At 70.3% G+C, this 21,413-nt stretch carries 16 protein-coding genes; 15 read left to right on the forward strand and 1 reads right to left on the reverse strand.

Annotated elements, in window-relative coordinates; translation table 11 throughout:
* Positions 1–24: 24 nt before the first annotated feature.
* The 3 genes from ispG to ABKW26_RS10570 are packed head-to-tail and all read left to right on the forward strand — an operon-like array spanning position 25 to position 3,922.
* Entirely contained in the window at positions 25–1,161 is a 1,137-nt protein-coding gene (ispG, locus tag ABKW26_RS10560) for a flavodoxin-dependent (E)-4-hydroxy-3-methylbut-2-enyl-diphosphate synthase (protein ID WP_348593467.1), read from the forward strand.
* A gap of 49 nt (positions 1,162–1,210) precedes the next feature.
* Positions 1,211–2,104, forward strand: a complete 894-nt coding sequence (locus ABKW26_RS10565; protein ID WP_348593469.1) for a GNAT family N-acetyltransferase — start codon at positions 1,211–1,213, stop codon at positions 2,102–2,104.
* A gap of 42 nt (positions 2,105–2,146) precedes the next feature.
* Entirely contained in the window at positions 2,147–3,922 is a 1,776-nt protein-coding gene (locus tag ABKW26_RS10570; RefSeq protein WP_348593471.1) for a proline--tRNA ligase, read from the forward strand.
* 46 nt (positions 3,923–3,968) lie between these two features.
* On the opposite strand, the gene ABKW26_RS10575 is transcribed toward ABKW26_RS10570, so the two are convergent.
* Positions 3,969–5,009: a DUF4439 domain-containing protein gene (locus tag ABKW26_RS10575; RefSeq protein WP_348593473.1), complete on the reverse strand. Its 1,041-nt coding sequence runs from the start codon at positions 5,007–5,009 to the stop codon at positions 3,969–3,971.
* A 275-nt stretch (positions 5,010–5,284) separates the two neighbouring features.
* Here ABKW26_RS10575 and ABKW26_RS10580 point away from each other — a divergent pair, with 275 nt between their 5' ends.
* From ABKW26_RS10580 to dapB, 12 genes are all read left to right on the forward strand, one after another.
* Positions 5,285–5,818: a ribosome maturation factor RimP gene (locus tag ABKW26_RS10580; protein WP_348593475.1), complete on the forward strand. Its 534-nt coding sequence runs from the start codon at positions 5,285–5,287 to the stop codon at positions 5,816–5,818.
* A 1-nt stretch (position 5,819) separates the two neighbouring features.
* The gene (gene nusA, locus ABKW26_RS10585; RefSeq protein WP_348593477.1) at positions 5,820–6,884 is read left to right on the forward strand and encodes a transcription termination factor NusA; all 1,065 of its coding nucleotides are present in this window, start codon (positions 5,820–5,822) and stop codon (positions 6,882–6,884) included.
* Positions 6,885–7,396: 512 nt separating this feature from the next.
* Positions 7,397–10,267, forward strand: coding sequence for a translation initiation factor IF-2 (gene infB / locus ABKW26_RS10590; protein ID WP_348593479.1), 2,871 nt, complete (start codon positions 7,397–7,399; stop codon positions 10,265–10,267).
* Positions 10,268–10,389: 122 nt separating this feature from the next.
* A complete protein-coding gene (gene rbfA / locus ABKW26_RS10595; RefSeq protein ID WP_348593481.1) occupies positions 10,390–10,842 on the forward strand; it encodes a 30S ribosome-binding factor RbfA in 453 nt (150 codons plus the stop codon).
* A complete protein-coding gene (truB, locus tag ABKW26_RS10600) occupies positions 10,839–11,801 on the forward strand; it encodes a tRNA pseudouridine(55) synthase TruB (protein WP_348593483.1) in 963 nt (320 codons plus the stop codon). Before rbfA ends, truB begins: the two co-directional genes overlap by 4 nt.
* A 91-nt stretch (positions 11,802–11,892) precedes the next feature.
* Positions 11,893–12,858 (forward strand): bifunctional riboflavin kinase/FAD synthetase, encoded by a 966-nt coding sequence (locus tag ABKW26_RS10605; protein WP_348593485.1) that lies wholly within the window; start codon positions 11,893–11,895, stop codon positions 12,856–12,858.
* 77 nt (positions 12,859–12,935) lie between these two features.
* Positions 12,936–15,785 (forward strand): EAL domain-containing protein, encoded by a 2,850-nt coding sequence (locus ABKW26_RS10610; RefSeq protein WP_348593486.1) that lies wholly within the window; start codon positions 12,936–12,938, stop codon positions 15,783–15,785.
* Between the two features lie 119 nt (positions 15,786–15,904).
* A complete protein-coding gene (gene rpsO / locus ABKW26_RS10615; RefSeq protein WP_348593488.1) occupies positions 15,905–16,174 on the forward strand; it encodes a 30S ribosomal protein S15 in 270 nt (89 codons plus the stop codon).
* A 257-nt stretch (positions 16,175–16,431) separates the two neighbouring features.
* Positions 16,432–18,663, forward strand: coding sequence for a polyribonucleotide nucleotidyltransferase (locus ABKW26_RS10620; RefSeq protein WP_348593490.1), 2,232 nt, complete (start codon positions 16,432–16,434; stop codon positions 18,661–18,663).
* A gap of 1 nt (position 18,664) precedes the next feature.
* Positions 18,665–19,990, forward strand: a complete 1,326-nt coding sequence (locus ABKW26_RS10625) for a pitrilysin family protein (RefSeq protein WP_348593492.1) — start codon at positions 18,665–18,667, stop codon at positions 19,988–19,990.
* A gap of 6 nt (positions 19,991–19,996) precedes the next feature.
* A complete protein-coding gene (locus ABKW26_RS10630; RefSeq protein WP_348593494.1) occupies positions 19,997–20,608 on the forward strand; it encodes a DUF4126 domain-containing protein in 612 nt (203 codons plus the stop codon).
* The gene (gene dapB / locus ABKW26_RS10635; RefSeq protein WP_348593496.1) at positions 20,605–21,405 is read left to right on the forward strand and encodes a 4-hydroxy-tetrahydrodipicolinate reductase; all 801 of its coding nucleotides are present in this window, start codon (positions 20,605–20,607) and stop codon (positions 21,403–21,405) included. Before ABKW26_RS10630 ends, dapB begins: the two co-directional genes overlap by 4 nt.
* Positions 21,406–21,413: the final 8 nt, after the last annotated feature.

The raw sequence follows: 21,413 nt of genomic DNA on the forward strand, positions 1-21,413 counted from the left end.
GTGAGCGTTCCTATCAGTCTTGGTATGCCAGAAGCCCCTGCGCCCGTGCTGGCGCCCCGTCGTCGGACGCGGAAGATCAAGGTCGGGAAGGTCGAGGTCGGTGGTGACGCTCCGGTGAGCGTCCAGTCGATGACGACCACGCCGACGACCGACATCAACGGGACCCTCCAACAGATCGCGGCGCTGACCGCGGCAGGCTGCGACATCGTGCGTGTCGCCGTCCCCAGCTCGGACGACGCGCTCGCGCTGCCTGCCATCGCGAAGAAGTCGCAGATCCCGGTCATCGCCGACATCCACTTCCAGCCGAAGTACGTCTTCGCCGCGATCGATGCCGGTTGCGCCGCAGTGCGTGTCAACCCGGGGAACATCCGCAAGTTCGACGACCAGATCAAGGAGATCGCGCGGGCTGCGAGCGACGCAGGCGTGTCCATCCGCATCGGCGTCAACGCAGGCTCGCTCGACCCCCGCCTGCTCGCGAAGTACGGCAAGGCGACGCCCGAGGCACTCGTCGAGTCGGCCGTGTGGGAGGCGTCGCTCTTCGAGGAGCACGGTTTCCACGACTTCAAGATCTCCGTGAAGCACAACGACCCCGTCATCATGGTCCGCGCCTACGAGCTGCTCTCCGAGCGCGGCGACTGGCCCCTGCACCTCGGCGTGACCGAGGCGGGGCCGGCCTTCCAGGGGACGATCAAGTCGGCGACAGCGTTCGGTGCGCTCCTGTCGAAGGGGATCGGCGACACGATCCGGGTGTCGCTCTCCGCGCCGCCCGTCGAAGAGGTCAAGGTCGGCATCCAGATCCTCCAGTCGCTCAACCTGCGCCCGCGCAAGCTCGAGATCGTGTCCTGCCCGTCGTGCGGTCGTGCTCAAGTTGACGTCTACACGCTGGCCGAGAAGGTCACCGCGGGTCTGGAGGGCCTCGACGTGCCCCTGCGCGTCGCCGTCATGGGATGCGTCGTCAACGGCCCGGGAGAGGCGCGCGAGGCCGATCTCGGTGTCGCGTCCGGCAACGGCAAGGGACAGATCTTCGTCCGCGGAGAGGTTGTCAAGACCGTCCCCGAGGCGCTCATCGTCGAGACGCTCATCGAAGAGGCGATGCGGATCGCCGAGACCATGGAGCGCGCACCGGGCGAGGGCGGCGCGGCAGTCGTCACGGTGAGCTGACGCTGCCCGTGGAGGCGCCGGGCGAGCGCGCCTGAGGCACGATGTCGTCATGGCACTGATGACCGAGCGGCTGCTCCCGCGACGCCCACCGCAGGCCCGCGTCCTCACCGACGCAGACCTCGTGCAGGCGCTGGCACTCTGCGCGCTCGACCCGGTCGCCTCGGTCCTGGCAGCCACGCGGATCGAGACCGCGATCCTCCTCGGGCTCGCGCGCACGACCGGCCAGGTGTGGGGTTACCCCGCCGAGGGTCCGCTCGAGGCCGTGTGCTGGTCGGGTGCGAACCTCGTCCCGGTCGTCCCCGACGACGTCCCCGACGCGATCGACGCGTTCGCCAACCTCGCACGCAGCCGCGGACGGAGGTGCTCGTCGATCGTCGGACAGGCCGGGCACGTGCTCGCCCTGTGGGACCGGCTCCAGGACGGGTGGTCCCGTCCGCGCGACGTGCGGACCGAGCAGCCGTCGATGGTGCTCGACAGCGACCCTCTCGTCGAGCCGGACGACGCGGTGCGCTACTCGACGCTCGACGACTACCCGGCGCTGCTCCCGGCGTGCGTCGAGATGTTCATCGAAGAGGTCGGCTACTCGCCGCTCGCGTTCGCGGGCAGCGCCTACGAGGACCGGGTCCGCTCGCTCGTCATCGACCGTCACTCGCTGATACGCACGACGGACGCACTGCACGGCCGGGCGAGAGACGTCGTCTTCAAGGCGGAGCTGGGCGCCGTGACCCGGAGGGTCGCGCAGGTGCAGGGCGTGTGGGTGGCGCCGGCGTACCGTGGCCGAGGGCTGGCCGCCTCGGGGATGGCCGCCGTGGTGCGGGCGACCCGGAAGGACGTCGCCCCCGTCGTCTCCCTCTACGTCAACAGCTACAACACCCGGGCCCTCGCGACATACCGTCGGGTCGGGTTCGAGCAGGTCGGCACGTTCGCGACGGTGCTGTTCTAGCGGCGGTCCGGCCGGTCGCTCGTGAACCACTAGGCTCAGCACATGCTTCTTCGTCTCTCCACGCTGTTCGTCCGGACCCTGCGGGAGGACCCGGCTGACGCCGAGGTCGCCAGCCACCGGCTCCTCCTGCGCGCCGGGTACATCCGCCGCGCCGCGCCCGGGATCTACTCCTGGCTCCCGCTCGGGCTGCGCGTCCTCGCGAAGGTCGAGGCCGTCGTCCGCGAGGAGATGGAGCGCACCGGCGCCCAGGAGGTGCACTTCCCGGCGCTCCTGCCCCGCGAGCCCTACGAGGCGACGAACCGGTGGACCGAGTACGGGCCCAACCTCTTCCGGCTCAAGGACCGACGGGACGCCGAGTATCTCCTCGCGCCGACCCACGAGGAGATGTTCACGCTCCTCGTCAAGGACCTGTACTCCTCGTACAAGGACCTGCCGGTCACGCTCTTCCAGATCCAGACCAAGTATCGCGACGAGGCTCGCCCGCGCGCAGGCCTCATCCGCGGCCGCGAGTTCATCATGAAGGACGCCTACTCCTTCGACATCGACGACGCAGGTCTCGACCTCGCATACCAGGCGCAGCGCGACGCCTACGAGCGCATCTTCACGCGGCTCGGCCTCGACTACGTCATCGTCGCGGCCACCTCCGGCGCGATGGGCGGCTCCCGCAGCGAGGAGTTCCTCACGCCCACCGCGATCGGTGAGGACACGTTCGTCCGCTCGCCCGGCGGCTACTCGGCGAACGTCGAGGCCGTCGTGACGCTGGCGCCGCCAGCACTCGACTGGTCCGGTGCGCCCGGGGCGCACGTCGAGGACACGCCCTCCACCCCAACGATCGAGTCTCTCGTCGCTCTCGCCAACGCCGAGCACCCGCGTGCCGACGGTGGCGTCTGGACGGCCGCCGACACGCTGAAGAACGTCGTCCTCGCGCTCGTGCACCCCGACGGGACGCGCGAGCTCGTCGTCGTCGGGCTCCCCGGGGACCGCGAGGTCGACCTCAAGCGTCTCGAGGCCGCCGTCGCGCCCGCCGAGGCCGAGCCCGCGAACGATGCGGACTTCGCCAAGGCCCCCCAGCTCGTCAAGGGATACATCGGCCCGGGAGTGATCGGCCGGGCGAACACCGGTGTCGACACCGCCGTCCGCTACCTGCTCGACCCCCGAGTGGTGCACGGCACGCGCTGGATCACCGGTGCGAACGAGGCCGGGAAGCACGTCTTCGACCTCGTCGCCGGCCGTGACTTCGTCGGTGACGGGACCATCGAGGCCGCCGAGGTGCGCGCGGGCGACCCCGCCCCGGACGGGTCTGGCCCGCTGGAGCTCGCGCGCGGCATCGAGATCGGTCACATCTTCCAGCTCGGTCGCAAGTACGCCGAAGCGCTCGGTCTCAAGGTTCTCGACGTCAACGGCAAGCAGGTCACGGTGACGATGGGGTCCTACGGCATCGGGGTGACGCGAGCGCTCGCCGCCCTCGCCGAGGCGAACCATGACGACAAGGGCCTCGCGTGGCCCGCCCACGTCGCGCCCGCGCACGTCCACGTCGTCGCGACCGGAAAGGACGCTGCGGTGTTCGAGGCCGCCGAGTCGATCGCCCAGACGCTCTCGACACGCGGCGTCGAGGTGCTCTTCGACGACCGCCCGAAGGTCTCGCCCGGCGTGAAGTTCGCCGACGCAGAGCTGCTCGGCGTGCCGCTCGTCGTCGTCGTGGGCCGCGGTCTCGCGGACGGCGTCGTCGAGGTGCGCCCACGGGTGGGCGGGACGGCTGAGCAGGTGCCGGTGGATCAGGCCGTCGACCGGATCGCCGAGCTCGTCGAGTCGCTCTGAACGAGGCCGGGGGAGGTGCGGCGTTCGGCGCCTCCTCCCGTGCTCGTCAGAGCCTTTCCGGCATGCCCGGGAAGGCCAGCAGGGGGGCGCTGAAGACGCGGGCCGTCGCGTAGGTGTCGACGACGAGGTCGAGGAACACCGCCCGCTCCTCAGGAGCGACCTGTCCGGCGAGCGTCGTGTAGGTGGTGGTCAACGTCGACTCGAGCCCGGCGGCGAACGGCACGATGACCTCCACGCCGGAGAGCGGGGCTCCGCCGTCGGTCCCGTCGGGAAGGTCGTACGCGACCTGGCGCGGGTCGGTGCTCGTCTCGGCGACGGACGCCAGCTCCGCCCATTCCTGTCCCCGCTCGCGGTGCGCGGCCGCGCGAGCCAACGACAGCGTCCGCGACTCCGCCGGGAGGCGTGCTGCGGCCACCTCGTACGCGTACCCCGCCGAGTCCTCGCTGCGGACCAGCGTCGTCAGGTCGGCGGTCGAGAGGTTCGCGGGGAGCGACGTCGGGAGCGCGGTCCCGAAAGCCTCCGGCAGCACGAGCTCGATCCCGGCCGCGGCAGCCAGGGCACGGGCCGACTCGATCTGAGAGGCAGCGATCGAGACGTAGAGCCGGGCGAGCGGACCGTCCACAGGGGTGGCCAGCGACCCGCGGGCGCGTGCTGACGACTGCGCCAGGAGCGAGACGACGGACGACGATGTCGCCGGCACGACAGGAGTCGACTCCTCGGGCGGGACGGCGCCGTCGAGCGGTTCGTCGGTGAGAGTCTCGGGATCCAGGGACGTCTGCGTCGACGCGTCGGCCTCGCTCTCGCCCGACCCGCTCGTGTGACTGAGACCCGAGACGTACTCGCCGCCCAGCGCATCGACGTGCAGGACCGCGAAGTCGGCGACCTGCTGGAGCGATGCGGCGGCAGGGCTCTCGGCAGGGACGCTCAGGAGCGCCTCGGTGGCTTCGTCGCGGATCGCGATCGAGTCCGCGACCATGGCCTGGCGGGAGATCTCGTCCGCGTCGGGTGCCAGCTCGGGGATGGCCGGGCTCTCGAGGCGTATCCCGCACCCGCTGAGCACCGCGACCGCGAGAAGTGTGCCGATCATCACCCGCAGCCGTTCGGAGGGCGTCCGCCCGTGCCGGACCCGGAGGCTGGCGCGCGGGGCGCTCTGTACGGTGGAATGGCCGAGAACCGGCCGCATGGTGTTCATCGATCATGATGATGTCATGTCGGCAGGACGGTCGACGGCAGGGTACGCGGTGCGGTCGACCTGTGTCGACGTGCTGCGTGCCCCGGGGGACTCGGTAGGCTGGTGCAGTACAACAACACACCGGTCTGATCCATGCCCGGTGGGCTGTGGAGCTGAACGGGAGTGAAGTGATGGCGGCAGCAACTACCGCACAGCAGGTCGCAGATGCGGTGCGACCGGGCGTCGAGAGCACCGGTCTGTTCCTCGAGGACGTCAAGGTCGCCCCTGCGGGGTCGAAGACGGTCGTCCGGATCGTGATCGACCTGGCGGAGGACGAGACCGGATCGGTGGGCCTCGACCAGATCGCCGACGTGGCACGCGTGATCTCGGACGTGCTCGACGAGCAGCAGACGATGCGTGGTGCGTACACCCTCGAGGTGACCTCGCCCGGCACGTCGCGCCCCCTCACCGAGCCTAGGCACTTCAAGCGCGCACGCACGCGCCTCGTCGAGGTGCACAAGCACGAGGGAGCGCCGTTCACGGCGCGACTGACGGACGTCGACGGGACCGACCTCGTGTTCGAGGACGGTCAGCGTGTGCCGCTCTCGGACGTGCGCTCCGGCCGCGTCGAGGTCGAGATGCGACGCGCGGACACGGTGGACGAGAGCGCGTTCGTCGACTTCGAGGAGTCGGACGCGTCCGGCCGGACGGATGGTGAGGTCTGAGATGGATATCGACATGAGTGCACTGCGTCTGCTGGAGCGTGAGAGGGACATCAGCATCGACGTCCTCATCTCCGCGATCGAGCAGGCTCTCGCGCTGGCATACCAGCGCACGCCGGACCCGTGCCGCACGGCACGCGTCGAGGTCGACCGCCGGACCGGTCACGTGACGGTATGGGCTCGGGAGGACATCGAGGCGGAGTCTCCTGCCGACGAGGAGAGCGAGAGAGGCGAGCCTGGCGCGTTCGTCGCGCGGCCGACGACGCTCGGCCCGGAGTTCGACGACACCCCGCGCGACTTCGGTCGCATCGCGACCGCGACCGCACGCCAGGTGATCATGCAGCGCCTCCGTGACGCAGAGGACGATCAGGTTCTCGGCCAGTTCCGGGGCAAGGAGGGCGAGGTCATCGCGGGTGTCATCCAGCAGGGTCGTGACCCGCGGACCGTGCTCGTCGACGTGGGTGGCACAGAGGCGATGCTCGGCGCCCACGAGCAGGTCCCGACCGAGCGCTACGTCCACGGTGAGCGCCTGCGCGCCTACGTCCTCGACGTCTCGCGCGGGATGAAGGGGCCGTCGATCCAGCTCAGCCGAACGCACCCCAACCTCGTCCGGAAGCTCTTCGAGCTCGAGGTCCCCGAGGTGGCGGACGGTTCTGTCGAGATCGTCGCGATCGCGCGGGAGGCGGGTCACCGCAGCAAGATGGCGGTCCGCACCCGGGTTGCCGGCCTCAACGCCAAGGGCGCCTGCATCGGCCCGATGGGCCAGCGTGTCCGCGCGGTGATGGCAGAGCTGCACGGGGAGAAGATCGACATCGTCGACTACAGCGACGACCCCGCGCGGTTCGTCGGGAACGCGCTCTCGCCGGCGAACGTCAGCTCGGTCACGGTCGTGGACGCGGACGCACGTGCGGCCCGGGTCGTCGTGCCCGACTTCCAGCTCTCGTTGGCGATCGGCAAGGAGGGCCAGAATGCGCGGCTCGCGGCCAAGCTGACCGGCTGGCGCATCGACATCCGGTCCGACGGTGGTGTGCCGGAGGACGACGAGACCGGCGCCGGCACGGACCGATAGGTCACGAGACGTGACGAGGCGCGCTAGACTGACAGAGTCTGGGTCACGTACCCCGTACTCTTCAGGCGTGTCCTCCACGTCCTCCAGCGCGTCAGCAGCATCTCTGGCGAGCGGTGGGCCGGTGAGGACGTGCGTAGGCTGCAGGGAGCGTGACGAACAGACGCAGATGATCCGGTTCGTGATCCGCCCAGGAGACGCCGAACGCGACAGCCACGCTGTCGTCGTGGCCGATCCAGGGCGCACGTCACCGGGACGCGGCGCCTGGCTGCACCCCTCCGCACGATGCGGAGAGCTCGCACTGAAGCGCAAGGCGTTCCCGCGTGCACTTCGCGCGGCGGCGAACATCGATCTGCAGAGCTTGACCGAAGCGTTGGGGTCCGTGCCCCGCGCGAGCACGACACGTCGACAAGGAAGCGGGTCAGAAGCCGATGGGCACCCGATGAGTACTCAGCGATGAGTTCCCAGCACTAACGACGGTCCTCCTGCCTTGGGTGGACCAAGACAGGAGAGTTGTGGCTAAGGTCCGCGTCTACGAGCTCGCAAAAGAGCTCGGGGTGGAAAGCAAGACAATCATGACCAAGCTCACCGAGCTCGGTGAGTTCGTCAGGTCAGCATCATCGACGATCGAACCCCCGGTCGTCCGCAAGCTCCGGGACGCGTTCCCGGCGCAGCAGAGCGCTACCCCGGCTGCCAAGCCGGCAGCCCAGAAGCCGGCCGCCCCGCGGCCTGCCGAGAAGGCACCCGCTCCGACGCCCGCCCCCGCGGTGGCGTCCGAGCCCGCTCCGGCTCCCGCCGCGCCTGCCGTCGCACCCGCGCCGGCTCCGGCTGCCGAAGCACCTGCGGCGACGCCTGTCGCCGCCGCTCCAGCACCACGTCCTGCGGCACCGGCCCCGAAGCCGGCCGCCCAGGAGCCTGCTGCCGAGGCACCCACCGAGACTCCGCGGACCCCGCGTCCGCAGGGCCAGGCAGCCGGAGGCGCTCCGCGTCCCGGCAGCCCGCGCCCCGGGAACAACCCGTTCGCCCCGAGCCAGGGCATGCCGCGCTCCGGCGCCCCGCGCCCGGGGAACAACCCGTTCGCGACGAGCCAGGGCATGCCTCGTCCCGGCCAGCGCCCGGAGCGCGCCGAGCGCACGGACAACGTCAACCCGGCCGCACCTGCCTCCAACACGACGGAGCGTCCGGGCGGTCCTCGCCCCGCTGCTCCTCGCCCTGGTGGCGCTCGTCCGAACCCGGGCATGATGCCCGGGCGGACCGCTGTCCCCCGACCGGGTGAGCGCGCTCCTGGTGGCCCCGGTCGCCCGGGCGCCGCAGGTGGCGGTGCTGGTGGCCGTGGCCGTCCTGGCGGCGGCCCCGGTGGACCCGGTGGCGGCGGAGCACCGGGTGGTGGCGGCGGTTTCGCCGGTCGTCCCGGTGGTGGTGGTGGACGCGGTGGAGCAGGCCGCGGCAGCACCCAGGGGGCGTTCGGTCGCGCCGGTGGTCGTCCCGTCCGTGGACGGAAGTCGAAGCGCGCGAAGCGTCAAGAGTTCGAGCAGATGCAGGCACCGTCGCTCGGTGGTGTGCAGGTTCCCCGTGGGAACGGCAAGACCGTCGTCCGCCTGCGTCACGGCTCTTCGCTCAACGACCTCGCTGACAAGATCGACGCCAACCCCGCGAGCCTCGTCACGGTCCTCTTCCACCTCGGTGAGATGGCGACCGCGACGCAGTCCCTCGACGAGGACACGTTCGGCACGCTCGCGACCGAGCTCGGCTACGTCATCGAGATGGTCTCGGCGGAGGAAGAGGACCGCGAGCTGCTCGGCGGCTTCGACATCGACCTCGACGCAGAGCTTGCGGACGAGGGCGACGAAGAGCTCGAGGCTCGCCCGCCCGTCGTCACGGTCATGGGACACGTCGACCACGGAAAGACGAAGCTGCTCGACGCTATCCGCTCTGCGGACGTCGTCGCCGGCGAGGCCGGTGGGATCACGCAGCACATCGGTGCGTACCAGGTGCACCACATGCACGAAGGCGTCGACCGCGCACTGACCTTCATCGACACCCCGGGTCACGAGGCGTTCACCGCCATGCGTGCTCGTGGTGCGCAGGTCACCGACATCGCGATCCTCGTGGTCGCTGCGGACGACGGCGTCATGCCCCAGACGATCGAGGCGCTCAACCACGCCCAGGCCGCTGGTGTGCCGATCGTCGTCGCGGTGAACAAGACCGACAAGGAGGGCGCGAACCCGGACAAGATCCGGCAGCAGCTCACCGAGTACAACCTCGTGGCGGAGGAGTACGGCGGCGACACGATGTTCGTCAACATCTCCGCGCTCCGGCGGATGGGTATCGACGACCTCATCGAGGCGGTGCTCCTCACAGCGGACGCATCGCTCGACCTGCGTGCCAACCCCGACAAGGACGCACGTGGTGTGGCCATCGAGGCGAACCTCGACAAGGGGCGCGGTGCGGTCGCGACCGTGCTCGTCCAGTCGGGAACCCTGCACGTCGGGGACTCGATCGTCGCTGGTACCGCCTACGGCCGCGTCCGCGCCATGTTCGACGAGCACGGCGAGACGGTCGACGCCGCCACGCCTGCCCGTCCGGTCATGGTTCTCGGTCTCACGTCGGTGCCGCGCGCCGGTGACACGTTCCTCGTGGCGCCGGACGACCGCACGGCCCGCCAGATCGCCGAGAAGCGCGAGGCGGCCGAGCGTGCCGCCCTCCTGGCGAAGCGTCGCAAGCGCATCAGCCTCGAGGACTTCACGCAGGCGCTCCAGCAGGGCAAGGTCGAGACCCTCAACCTCGTCCTCAAGGGCGACGTGTCGGGTGCCGTCGAGGCGCTCGAGGACGCGCTCCTCAAGATCGACGTGGGCGACGAGGTCGAGCTGCGGGTGATCCACCGTGGGGTGGGTGCCATCACGCAGAACGACGTCAACCTCGCGACGGTCGACAACGCCGTCATCATCGGCTTCAACGTCAAGACCGGCGAGCGTGTCGCCGAGCTCGCTGACCGCGAGGGCGTCGACATCAAGTTCTACTCGGTCATCTACCAGGCGATCGACGATGTCGAGGCTGCCCTCAAGGGCATGCTCAAGCCCGAGTACGAGGAAGCGCAGCTCGGCACCGCCGAGGTCCGCGAGATCTTCCGTTCCTCGAAGTTCGGGAACATCGCGGGTTGCCTCGTGCGCTCCGGCACCATCCGGAGAAACACGAAGGCTCGCGTGCTGCGCAACGGCACGGTCATCGAGGACAACCTCTCGGTCGAGTCGCTCAAGCGGTTCAAGGACGACGCGACCGAGGTTCGCGAGGGCTACGAGTGCGGTATCGGACTCGGCTCCTTCAACAACCTCCAGGTCGACGACGTCATCGAGACGTTCGAGATGCGCGAGAAGCCTCGCTCCTAGCATGATCCAGAGGGCCCCTCGGGGCGACGCCCGGCACCACCGGACCGCGTCGCCCCGGGGGCCCTCTGGCCGTTGGGCGATCTCGCGCCCGCACCCCACACCGTGCTGTAGGAAGGAAAGCCATGGTTGACCACCCCCGCGCCCGCAAGGTCGCCGAGCGTATCCAGGTCATCGTCGCTCAGATGATCGACACCCGGATCAAAGACCCCCGCCTCGGCTTCGTGACGATCACCGACGTTCGCGTGACCGGTGATCTCCAGAACGCCTCGGTCTTCTACACCGTCCTCGGCGACGAGGAGGCGCGGACCGGCTCAGCGGCCGCGCTCGAGAGCGCCAAGGGACTCATCCGGTCCGAGGTGGGCAAGCAGACGGGGATCCGTCTCACCCCGACGCTCGAGTTCTTCCTCGACTCGATCCCCGAGAACGCCGCGACCTTCGACGCAGCACTCCACGAGGCGCACCGGCGCGACCTGGAGCTCGACGCGCTCCGCAAGACGGCGACCTACGCAGGCGACGAGGACCCGTACAAGAAGCCCGTCGCGCCCGAGCAGGCGGCGGCTGACGACGACGCATGAGCGGCTCGCTCCCAGACGGTGGGAACGCACGGCCTGCGAGGAGACCCCCGGCTGCTGACGGCGTCGTCGTCGTCGACAAGCCGCAGGGGTGGACGAGCCACGACGTCGTCGGCCGGATGCGCCGGCTCGCGTCGACCCGCAAGGTCGGTCATGCCGGGACGCTGGACCCGATGGCGACGGGTGTCCTCGTCGTGGGCGTCGGCCGCGCGACGAAGCTCCTCACCTACGTCGTCGGCGAGGACAAGGAGTACCGGGCGACCGTCCGGCTCGGTGCGAGCACCACGACGGACGACGCCGAGGGCGACCTGCTCGAGCGGGTCGACGCGTCGGAGGTGACGGACGAGGCGATCAGCGGTGCGGTCGCGAGCCTGACCGGTCCGATCCTCCAGGTCCCGAGCGCCGTCAGCGCGATCAAGGTCGACGGCAAGAGGGCCTACGCGCGGGTGCGAGCGGGGGAGACGGTCGAGCTCGCTCCTCGACCCGTGACGATCTCACGTTTCGACATCGACGCGATCCGACGCGAGACCGTGGACGGGTCAGGCCTCGTGGACGTCGACGTCACCGTCGTGTGCTCGTCCGGGACGTATGTGCGCGCTCTCGCACGCGACATGGGAGACGCGCTCGGCTGCGGAGGCCACCTCACGATGCTCCGCAGGACGCGGGTGGGAGGCTACGGGCTGGCAGGTGCCCGCACGCTCGACGAGCTCGCCGACGAGGTGGAGCAGGGCGGGACGGTGCACGTCATGCCGCTCGCTGATGCCGCTCGAGCGCTCTTCCCCGTGCGGGACCTCACACCGGACGAGGTCCGCGAGCTCGGCTACGGAAGGCGTCTGACGACGTCGTCTCCGGACGAGGTCCAGACGACCGCCGCGATCGGGCCCGACGGCACCCTCGTCGCGCTCCTCGAGGACGACGGCGAGCGCGCTCGCCCTGTGCTCGTCTTCGCACCTGCGACCTAGCGGAGCGCGGGTGGATTCTCCCGGTGGTGCCGGCGCGTGGCACCCTAGTCCCTGCGGTGAGCAACCGCCTCGATCATGGTCAGGAGCAGGTGTGGAGCGCTGGACTGGCCTCGAGCAGGTCCCGGAGGACTTCGGCCCGTCGGTCGTGACGATCGGCAACTTCGACGGTGTGCACCGCGGTCACGCGGTCGTGCTCGGCGCGATCGTCGACCGTGCGCGAGCGACCGGGGCCCGTTCCGTCGCCGTCACCTTCGATCCCCACCCCGCGATGGTCCACCGCCCCGAGCAGGCACCGCCTCTCATCTGCAGCGTCGAGGACCGTCTCGAGCTCATGGCGGACACGGGCCTCGACGCCGTGCTCCTGCTCGAGTACACGCTCGACTTCGCGCGCAACACGCCCGAGGAGTTCGTCCAGCGGTACCTCGTCGACGGGCTCGGAGCCAGCACGGTGGTCGTCGGTCATGACGTGCGGTTCGGCCTCGACAACACGGGAACCCTCGAGACGATGGTCGCCCTCGGCGCGAAGCACGGCTTCGAGGTGACCGTGATCGACGACGTCGGACGTCACGACGAAGGGTCCAGGTGGTCCTCGACCGTCGTGCGGCAGCTCCTCCTCGACGGTGACGTCGCGGCCGCGAGCACGCTGCTGGGTCGGCACCACAGCCTGCGCGGGGTCGTCGTGCACGGCGACGCACGCGGCAGGGACCTCGGCTTCCCGACCGCCAACCTCAGCCAGGACACGAGCGGGATCGTCCCGGCGGACGGCGTGTACGCCGGATGGCTGAAGCGACCACGCCTGCTCGCTCTCGGACCGGACACACCGGACGCGGTGCTCCCGGCGGCCGTGTCGATCGGGACGAACCCCACCTTCGACGGCGTCCAGCGCCGGGTCGAGTCCTACGTGCTCGACCGGACGGACCTCGAGCTGTACGGCGAGGAGGTCGTCGTCGAGCTCGTGGAGCGGCTCCGCCCGACGCTGCGGTTCGACGGCATGGACCCGCTCGTCGCTCAGATGCACGAGGACGTCGTCCAGGCACGGGCGATCCTGGACCGCTGAGCGGGTGAGACGCCGCCGGGTGAGAATCGTCGCTCGGAACTCAGGAACTGCACCCAGACGCCGATAGGCGTCGTGAGATGGTGACCAACGAACCGCGCGAGACCTCCTGCGCCACGACCAAGCTCCTGCTGACGTACGTGCGCGCCCGGGGCGGCGACGCCGCGGTGGCCGACGTGATCGAGCGGTCCGGCGTCGAGCACACGGTTGCCGAGCTCGAGGACACCTCCCGCTGGGTCAGTCACGCCTCGCGTCTCCGGCTCTTCGAGGCTGCGACAGCGGTCGTGGGTCATGACCGCGTCATGGTCGAGGTCGGCGCGGCGGCGCTGCGCAACGGCCTGCGGTCGGTCGTCGTGCCGATGCTCCGCGCAGCCGGTTCCCCGCGCGAGGCGTACCGTCGCCTGCCCACGACCATGCAGCACCTGACCACCACGTCGACGCTCCGCGTCCTCGTGAGCTCCGACAACGACGCGTCGATCGCGGTGCTGCGTGCTGAGGGGTTCGAGCACTCACGGCACGACTGCGAGTACGCGCAAGGACTCCTGTCAGCCGTTCCGGCGCTGTGGGGACTGCCCCCGGCCGTCGTCACGCACAGCCCGTCGTCGGTGGAGGACCCCGAGGAGTGCCGCTTCGACGTGAGGTGGGGCAGCCCGGCCCGCCCGTCCGGGGTGCGCCGCCGCCGGCGAGAGCTCGAGGCGGACCTCGCCGCACTGCGCGTCCAGATGCACGAGCTCCAGGTCGCGGCCTCCGACCTGGTCGCGAGCCAGGACGTGCGGACCGTGCTCGACCGGATCGTGGACCACGCAGCGACGGTCACAGACGCCCCGGCGTACCTGCTCGTCGTCGACGACGCGGCGGGCATCGGACCGCTGGTCCGCAGCAGCGGGCTCACCTCCGAGCGCGAGGCGCTGCTCGCCCGCCGTCTCGCAGTCGACGAGTCGCTCGGTGCGGACGCCCTCATCGTGGACGTGGCCTCCTCCCGACGGGTCCACGGCAGGCTCGTCGCGCTCTATGCCCCTGGCGCGGGTGAGAACAGCCAGTCGCGAGAGCTGCTCGAGGCCTACGCGCACCACGCGGCGGCCGCGCTCGACCTCCTCACCGCGCTCGAGGACAGCCGTCGTGAGGAGCGCCGGGCTGCGGACCTCCTCACACTGGCTCATGACCTCGCGACCGCGCGGGACGACGTCGCTGTCGCGCAGGTCCTGGCCGACGCACTCCCACAGATCGTCGGCTGTAGGGCGTCGACCGTCATGCAGTGGGACGCCGCCCTCGGCTCCTTCCGCGTGATCGCGGCCGCGGGACTGGGACCGGTCGAGAGCGACCTGGTGCTCTCGACGGTCTTCCGGGCCGACCAGATCCCCGAGATCGTCGGCATGCTCACCCACCACGGACCGATGCTCGTCGACGTCCGGACGGCGAGCCCGGTCCTGCAGCAGGTGCTGCGCACGACAGGGTCCCAGAGCGTCGTCGTGGTCCCGCTCCTCGCCGGCGACGAGCTCATGGGGGTGGCCACCGCAGGGTTCTCGGGCCTCATCGACGGCACTGTCGAGCACCGTGAGGCGCTCGCGCGCATCGCCGGCATGAGCGACCAGGGGGCGACCGCGCTCCAGAACGCGCGTCTCCTCGCCACCGTGCGGCACCAGTCCCAGCACGACGCCCTCACCGGGCTGCCCAACAGGCTGCTCTTCGTCCGTCTCCTGGACGAGGCGCTGCGGGCGGCGGGCACGGGCAGCGGGACGGCTGTCCTCTTCTGCGACCTGGACCGGTTCAAGCACATCAACGACGGTCTCGGGCACGCTGCGGGGGACGAGCTGCTCCGGCAGGTCAGTGCACGGTTGCGCGGCGAGGTCCGACCCGGCGACGCCGTCGGTCGTCTCGGCGGTGACGAGTTCGCCGTCCTGCTCGCGGAGATCGACGACGAGCGCCAGCCCTTCGCCGTCGCCACGCGGCTCGTCGACGCCCTCGACGAGCCGTTCCGGATCGAGGGTCGTGAGGTCCGGATCACGGCGAGCGTCGGCGTCGCCATCCACACCGGGACGAACGGACGGGGGGACAAGCTGCTCGCTGCCTCGGACTCCGCGATGTACATCGCGAAGCAGTCGGGGCGCAACCAGGTCGCCATCGCGGGGGAGTCCCTCGCCCGTCGCATCGTCCCGTCGCTCGAGGCCGAGCTGAGCAAGGCCGCAGGAGCAGGCGAGCTCCGCCTGCACTTCCAGCCCGTCGTCGACGTGTCGGGCACCGACGAGCTCACCGTCGTCGGCGCCGAGGCGCTGCTGCGCTGGCACCACCCGCGGCTCGGCCTGCTCGCGCCCGGGGCCTTCCTGCCGCTGGCCGAGGAGGCCGGCCTGGTCACCGACCTCGACCTCTGGGCGCTCGACGCCGCGTGCAAGCAGCTGGCAGTCTGGCCGCCACCATCGGCCGGACCGCTGCACGTCGCGGTCAACCTCGCGAGCGCGTCGCTCGTCGACGCCAGGCTCGTGCCGGCCGTCCGCACGGCGCTGACGACGTACGGGCTGCAGCCCAGCCAGCTCCACCTGGAGCTCGTCGAGAGCCGGTCGCTCATCGATCTGCCCGGGGTGATCGACCGGATGGACGAGCTGCGACAGCTCGGTGTGCGCATCTCTCTCGACGACTTCGGCACCGGCTACTCCACGCTCGCGTGGCTCCAGGCGCTCCCCGTCGACCAGATCAAGATCGACCGCAGCTTCATCATGCAGCTCCCGAAGCACGGAGCCTCGCTCGCGGTCGTGCGCGGGGTGCTCGCGCTCGCGCGCGAGCTGGGCATCGAGGTCATCGCCGAGGGCGTCGAGGAGCCGGACCAGCTGGCGATGCTCCGGGAGATCGGCTGCGAGCTCGTCCAGGGCTTCCTCCTCGGGAGGCCCGCTCCCGAGCTCGACCAGTCGCAGCCCGTCGTCGGCGGCGGCAGCTGAGCGACGTCGCTGCCTAGAGGAACCCTGCTAGACTCGTTACGCCGTCAGAACGGCCGCGGATACATAGAGCTCGGGTGGACTTGCCCCGGAGCGCCGCGCAACGACACACAAGGAGAGCCGTGCCCCTCGACACTGCCACCAAGCAGCGCATCATGACCGAGTACGCCACCAGCGAGGGCGACACCGGTTCCCCCGAGGTCCAGGTCGCGATGCTCACGCAGCGCATCCTCGACCTCACCGAGCACCTCAAGGAGCACAAGCACGACCACCACAGCCGTCGTGGTCTGCTCCTCCTCGTCGGCCAGCGCCGTCGCCTCCTCGGCTACCTGCAGAAGGTCGACGTCAACCGCTACCGCACCCTGATCGGTCGTCTCGGCCTCCGCCGCTGACACCCTTCTGACCAGCCCGGACCCTTCGAGGGTCCGGGCTGGTTCGGTATCGCTGCACCACCCAGATCCACCGCACGACACGATCCACCGCACGACACAGAGCACCACGACACACACCGGTCCAGCCCGACCCACCTCGTCCGGTCCTCGGTAGTGACCTCCGGAGCAGCAGTCGCCCTGCGCGCCTCTCCGTGGGTTTCGATCGAAGACCGCCAGGTGCGCAGCGGGTGGGCCACTCCGAGAAATGGAGGGCACCCATGGAGGGTCCCGAGATCGAGTTCAGCGAAGCGATCATCGACAACGGGCGCTTCGGCACCCGCACCGTCCGCTTCGAGACCGGCCGCCTCGCACGCCAGGCCGCCGGCTCCGCCGTCGCCTACCTGGACGGCGACACGATGCTGCTGTCCGCCACCACGGTCGGCAAGCACCCCAAGGACCAGTTCGACTTCTTCCCCCTCACGGTGGACGTCGAGGAGCGGATGTACGCCGCCGGTCGCATCCCCGGGTCGTTCTTCCGTCGCGAAGGACGCCCGAGCACCGAGGCGATCCTCGCGTGCCGTCTCATCGACCGCCCGCTGCGCCCGACGTTCGTCAAGGGCCTGCGCAACGAGGTCCAGGTCGTCGTGACCGTCCTCGCCATCCACCCGGACGACGCGTACGACACGCTCGCGATCAACGCCGCGTCGCTGTCGACCCAGCTCTCCGGCCTGCCGTTCTCCGGCCCCATCGCCGGAGTGCGCATCGCGCTCATCGACGGCCAGTGGGTCGCGTTCCCCAAGTACTCCGACAAGGAGCGCGCGGTCTTCGACATGGTCGTCTCCGGTCGTGTGGTCGGCGACGACGTCGCGATCATGATGGTCGAGGCCGAGGCCACGGACAACTCGTGGAAGCTCATCAAGGACGAGGGCGTCGCAGCCCCGACCGAAGAGGTCGTCGCCGAGGGCCTCGAGGCCGCCAAGCCGTTCCTCAAGGCGCTCTGCGAGGCGCAGGCCGAGCTCGCCGCGAAGGCCGCGAAGCCCGTCCGTGAGTTCCCGGTCTTCCTCGACTACCAGGACGACGCGTTCACCGCGGTCGAGGGTGCGGTCTCGACCGACCTCGCCACGGCGCTGACCGTCGCCGACAAGCAGGCGCGCGAGTCGCGCCTCGACGAGATCAAGGACGCAGCGGTCGCGAAGCTCGCAGGCGCCTTCGAAGGCCGCGAGAAGGAGCTCTCCGCAGCCTTCCGTGCCGTGACGAAGAAGCTCGTCCGGCAGCGCGTCCTCACCGACGGCGTGCGCATGGACGGCCGCGGTCTCGCGGACATCCGCACGCTCTCCGCCGAGGTCGAGGTCGTCCCCCGCGTGCACGGCTCCGCGATCTTCGAGCGCGGCGAGACCCAGATCATGGGCATCACCACGCTGAACATGCTCCGCATGGAGCAGCAGATCGACTCGCTCGGTCCGGAGACGCGCAAGCGCTACATGCACAACTACAACTTCCCGCCCTACTCGACCGGTGAGACCGGCCGTGTGGGCAGCCCCAAGCGTCGCGAGATCGGTCACGGAGCGCTCGCCGAGCGCGCGCTCATGCCGGTCCTCCCGAGCCGCGAGGAGTTCCCGTACGCGATCCGCCAGGTCTCCGAGGCGCTCGGGTCCAACGGCTCGACGTCCATGGGCTCCGTCTGCGCCTCGACGCTGTCGATGCTCAACGCCGGCGTCCCCCTGCGGGCACCCGTCGCCGGCATCGCGATGGGTCTCATCTCCGACCTCACCGGCGGTGAGGCCCGCTACGCAGCCCTCACCGACATCCTCGGAGCCGAGGACGCACTCGGCGACATGGACTTCAAGGTCGCCGGGACGCGTGAGTTCATCACGGCCATCCAGCTCGACACGAAGCTCGACGGCATCCCCGCCTCGGTCCTCGGTGCCGCGCTGACCCAGGCACGCGACGCTCGCTTCGCCATCCTCGACGTCCTCGACGAGGCCATCGACGTACCGGACGAGATGAGCCCGTACGCGCCCCGCGTCATCGCGGTCCAGGTCCCCATCGACAAGATCGGCGAGGTCATCGGCCCGAAGGGCAAGATGATCAACCAGATCCAGGAGGAGACCGGCGCGGACATCTCCATCGAGGACGACGGCACCGTGTACATCGGTGCGGTCGACGGCCCGTCGGCCGAGGCCGCCCGTGCGGCGATCAACGCGATCGCCAACCCGCACGTCCCCGAGATCGGCGAGCGTTTCGTCGGGACCGTCGTCAAGACGACCTCCTTCGGCGCGTTCGTCTCCCTGTCCCCGGGCAAGGACGGGCTGCTGCACATCAGCCAGATCCGCAAGCTCGTCGGCGGAAAGCGTGTCGAGAACGTCGAGGACGTCCTCTCGATCGGCCAGAAGGTCCAGGTCGAGATCGGAGAGGTCGACCCCCGCGGGAAGCTCTCGCTGCACGCAGTCATCGAGGAGTCCGAGACGGCAGCGGACGATGCTGCCGGCGCAGAGCAGGTCGACGCCTGACGTGACGTGGAACCTTCCGCTCCTTCCCGCCGGCTCGCCGGAGAATGAGCTGACCGCCGGGCAGGACGGGGCGACGATCCGTCGCTCCGTCCTGCCCGGCGGGGTTCGTGTGCTCAGCGAGCACATGCCCGGCCTGCGCTCCGCCACCGTCGGAGCGTGGGTCGGCGTCGGGTCCCGCGACGAGACGAGCGGGCACCACGGCTCGACCCACTTCCTCGAGCACCTCCTCTTCAAGGGCACCGCTCGCCGCAGCGCGATGGACATCGCCGAGGCGTTCGACGCCGTCGGCGGCGAGGCGAACGCCGCCACCGGCAAGGAGCACACCTGCTACTACGCGCGGGTCCTCGACTCCGACCTGCCCATGGCGGTCGACGTCATCACCGACATGGTGACCTCCGCGCGCATCGACGCGGACGAGCTCGAGACCGAGCGTGGAGTGATCCTCGAAGAGCTCGCGATGAACGACGACGACCCCTCGGACGTCGTCCACGAGGAGTTCGCCTCGGCAGTCCTCGCAGGGCACGCCCTCGGGCGCCCGATCGGCGGAACGCCCGACGCGATCCGGGCCGTGCCGCGGGATGCCGTGTGGGAGCACTACCAGTGGCACTACCGACCTGAGACGCTCGTCATCTCGGCGGCCGGCGGCGTGGACCATGACGCGCTCGTCGCGCAGGTCGAGGCTGCGCTGACGACCGGCGGCTGGGACCTTGCCCACGGTGCCGTGCCCCGTGCGCGGCGCGACACGAGCGACGTGGAGGGTGTGGGTGCCGTCGGCACCGAGCTGACCGTGCGCCGCAGCGTCGAGCAGGCCAACGTCATCATCGGATCGACGGGACTGTCCGCGACCGACGAGCGCCGCTTCGTCCTGTCCGTCCTCAGCGCGGTCCTCGGAGGCGGGATGTCCTCCCGGCTCTTCCAGGAGATCCGCGAGCAGCGCGGGCTGGCCTACTCCACCTACTCCTTCGCGTCCGGGCACGGCGGCACAGGAACGTTCGGGCTCTACGCAGGCTGCGCGCCCGCAAAGATCGACGAGGTGACCGCTCTGCTCGTCACCGAGCTCGAACGTCTTGCTGACACCGGCATCACCGACGCCGAGCTCGTGCGCAGCGTCGGTCAGCTCTGCGGCGGGCTCGTCCTCGGTCTCGAGGACACGGGGTCGCGGATGAGCCGGCTCGGGAAGGCCGACCTCGTGAACGGCGAGCTGCTGAGCATCGAGGAGTCCCTCGACCGCGTGCGCTCGGTGACCGCCGAGGACGTCCAGTCCTTGGCCAAGGACCTCGCGGCGCGGCCCCGGTCCGTCGTGCGGGTCGGGCCCTTCGGGGACTGATCCCGCGTGCTGAGCTTCGCCACCGGCGTCGGTCTCGCGGGCGCAGCCGGGCTCAACGCGTACATCCCGCTCATCGTCATGGGGCTGCTCGCACGCTTCACGTCCATCGTCACCATCCCGGACCAATGGTCGTGGCTGACGAACGAGTGGCTCCTCGGCGGTCTCGCCGTGCTCCTCGTCGTCGAGATGATCGCGGACAAGATTCCCGCCGTCGACTCCGTCAACGACATCGTGCAGACGGTCGTGCGGCCCGGCTCCGGGGGCATCGTCTTCGGGGCCGGTTCCGCCTCGCAGACGCTCGCGGTCGACGATCCGTCGGACGTCCTCGCGGTCGAGCGGTGGGTTCCCGTCCTCATCGGTGTCGCTATCGCGCTGTGCCTCCACCTCGTGAAGTCGGCAGCGCGGCCGGTGATCAACATCATGACGCTCGGTACCGGTGGGATCGTCGCGAGCACCGTCGAGGACGGCGCATCGCTCGGACTCGTCCTGCTCGCGCTCGTCGTCCCCGTCCTCGCCGCGGTCCTCCTCGTCGTCCTCACGGTGCTCCTCGTCCGGTGGGTCCTGCGGCGTCGACGGCGTCCTGCGCCTGTCGCTCAGAGCGCTAGGCTCGCCCCGTGACGACTCCTGTGACCTCTTCAGCCCCGACCCCTCGCCCGGACAGTCTCAAGGTGGCGGTGCTCGGCGCTGCCGGGCGCATGGGACGGACCGTGTGCGCGGCGGTCGAGGCGGCACCGGGCCTCGAGCTGGTCGCCCGCTACGACGCCGGCGACGACTTCTCCGTGGTGAGCGCGTCCGGCGCGCACGTCGCCGTCGACTTCACCGTCCCGGGCGTCACGGAGGCGAACGTCCATGCGCTCCTCGACGCGGGCATCCACGCGGTCGTCGGCACGACCGGTTGGACCGACGAGAGCCGTCAGAGGGTGCGCGAGCACCTCGCGCAGCCTGCTGTCGCTGCCGCCGGGACCGGGGTCCTCATCGCCCCCAACTTCGGGCTCTCAGCAGTCCTCGCGATGACCTTCGCCGCCAAGGCCGCCCGCTACTTCGAGTCCGTCGAGGTCATCGAGCTCCACCACCCGGACAAGGTCGACGCCCCGAGCGGGACAGCTCGCCACACTGCGGCGGCCATCGCGGCCGCTCGTGCCGACGCGGGGATCGCTCCGAGCCCCGATGCCACCGAGACGGGCCACGACGCCCGTGGCGCTGACGTCGACGGTGTCCGGGTCCACGCTGTCCGGCTGCGGGGGCTGGTCGCCCACGAGGAGATCCTCTTCGGGAACGTCGGCGAGCAGCTCTCGATCAGGCAGGACTCCTTCGATCGTGTGTCCTTCATGCCGGGCGTCCTGCTCGCCGTCCGCGAGGTGGTCGGTCGCCCCGGCCTCACGGTGGGGCTCGAGAACGTCCTGGACCTGTCATGAGGTCGGGG

Source organism: Sanguibacter sp. 25GB23B1, assembly GCF_040012415.1.
Lineage (GTDB): Bacteria > Actinomycetota > Actinomycetes > Actinomycetales > Cellulomonadaceae > Sanguibacter.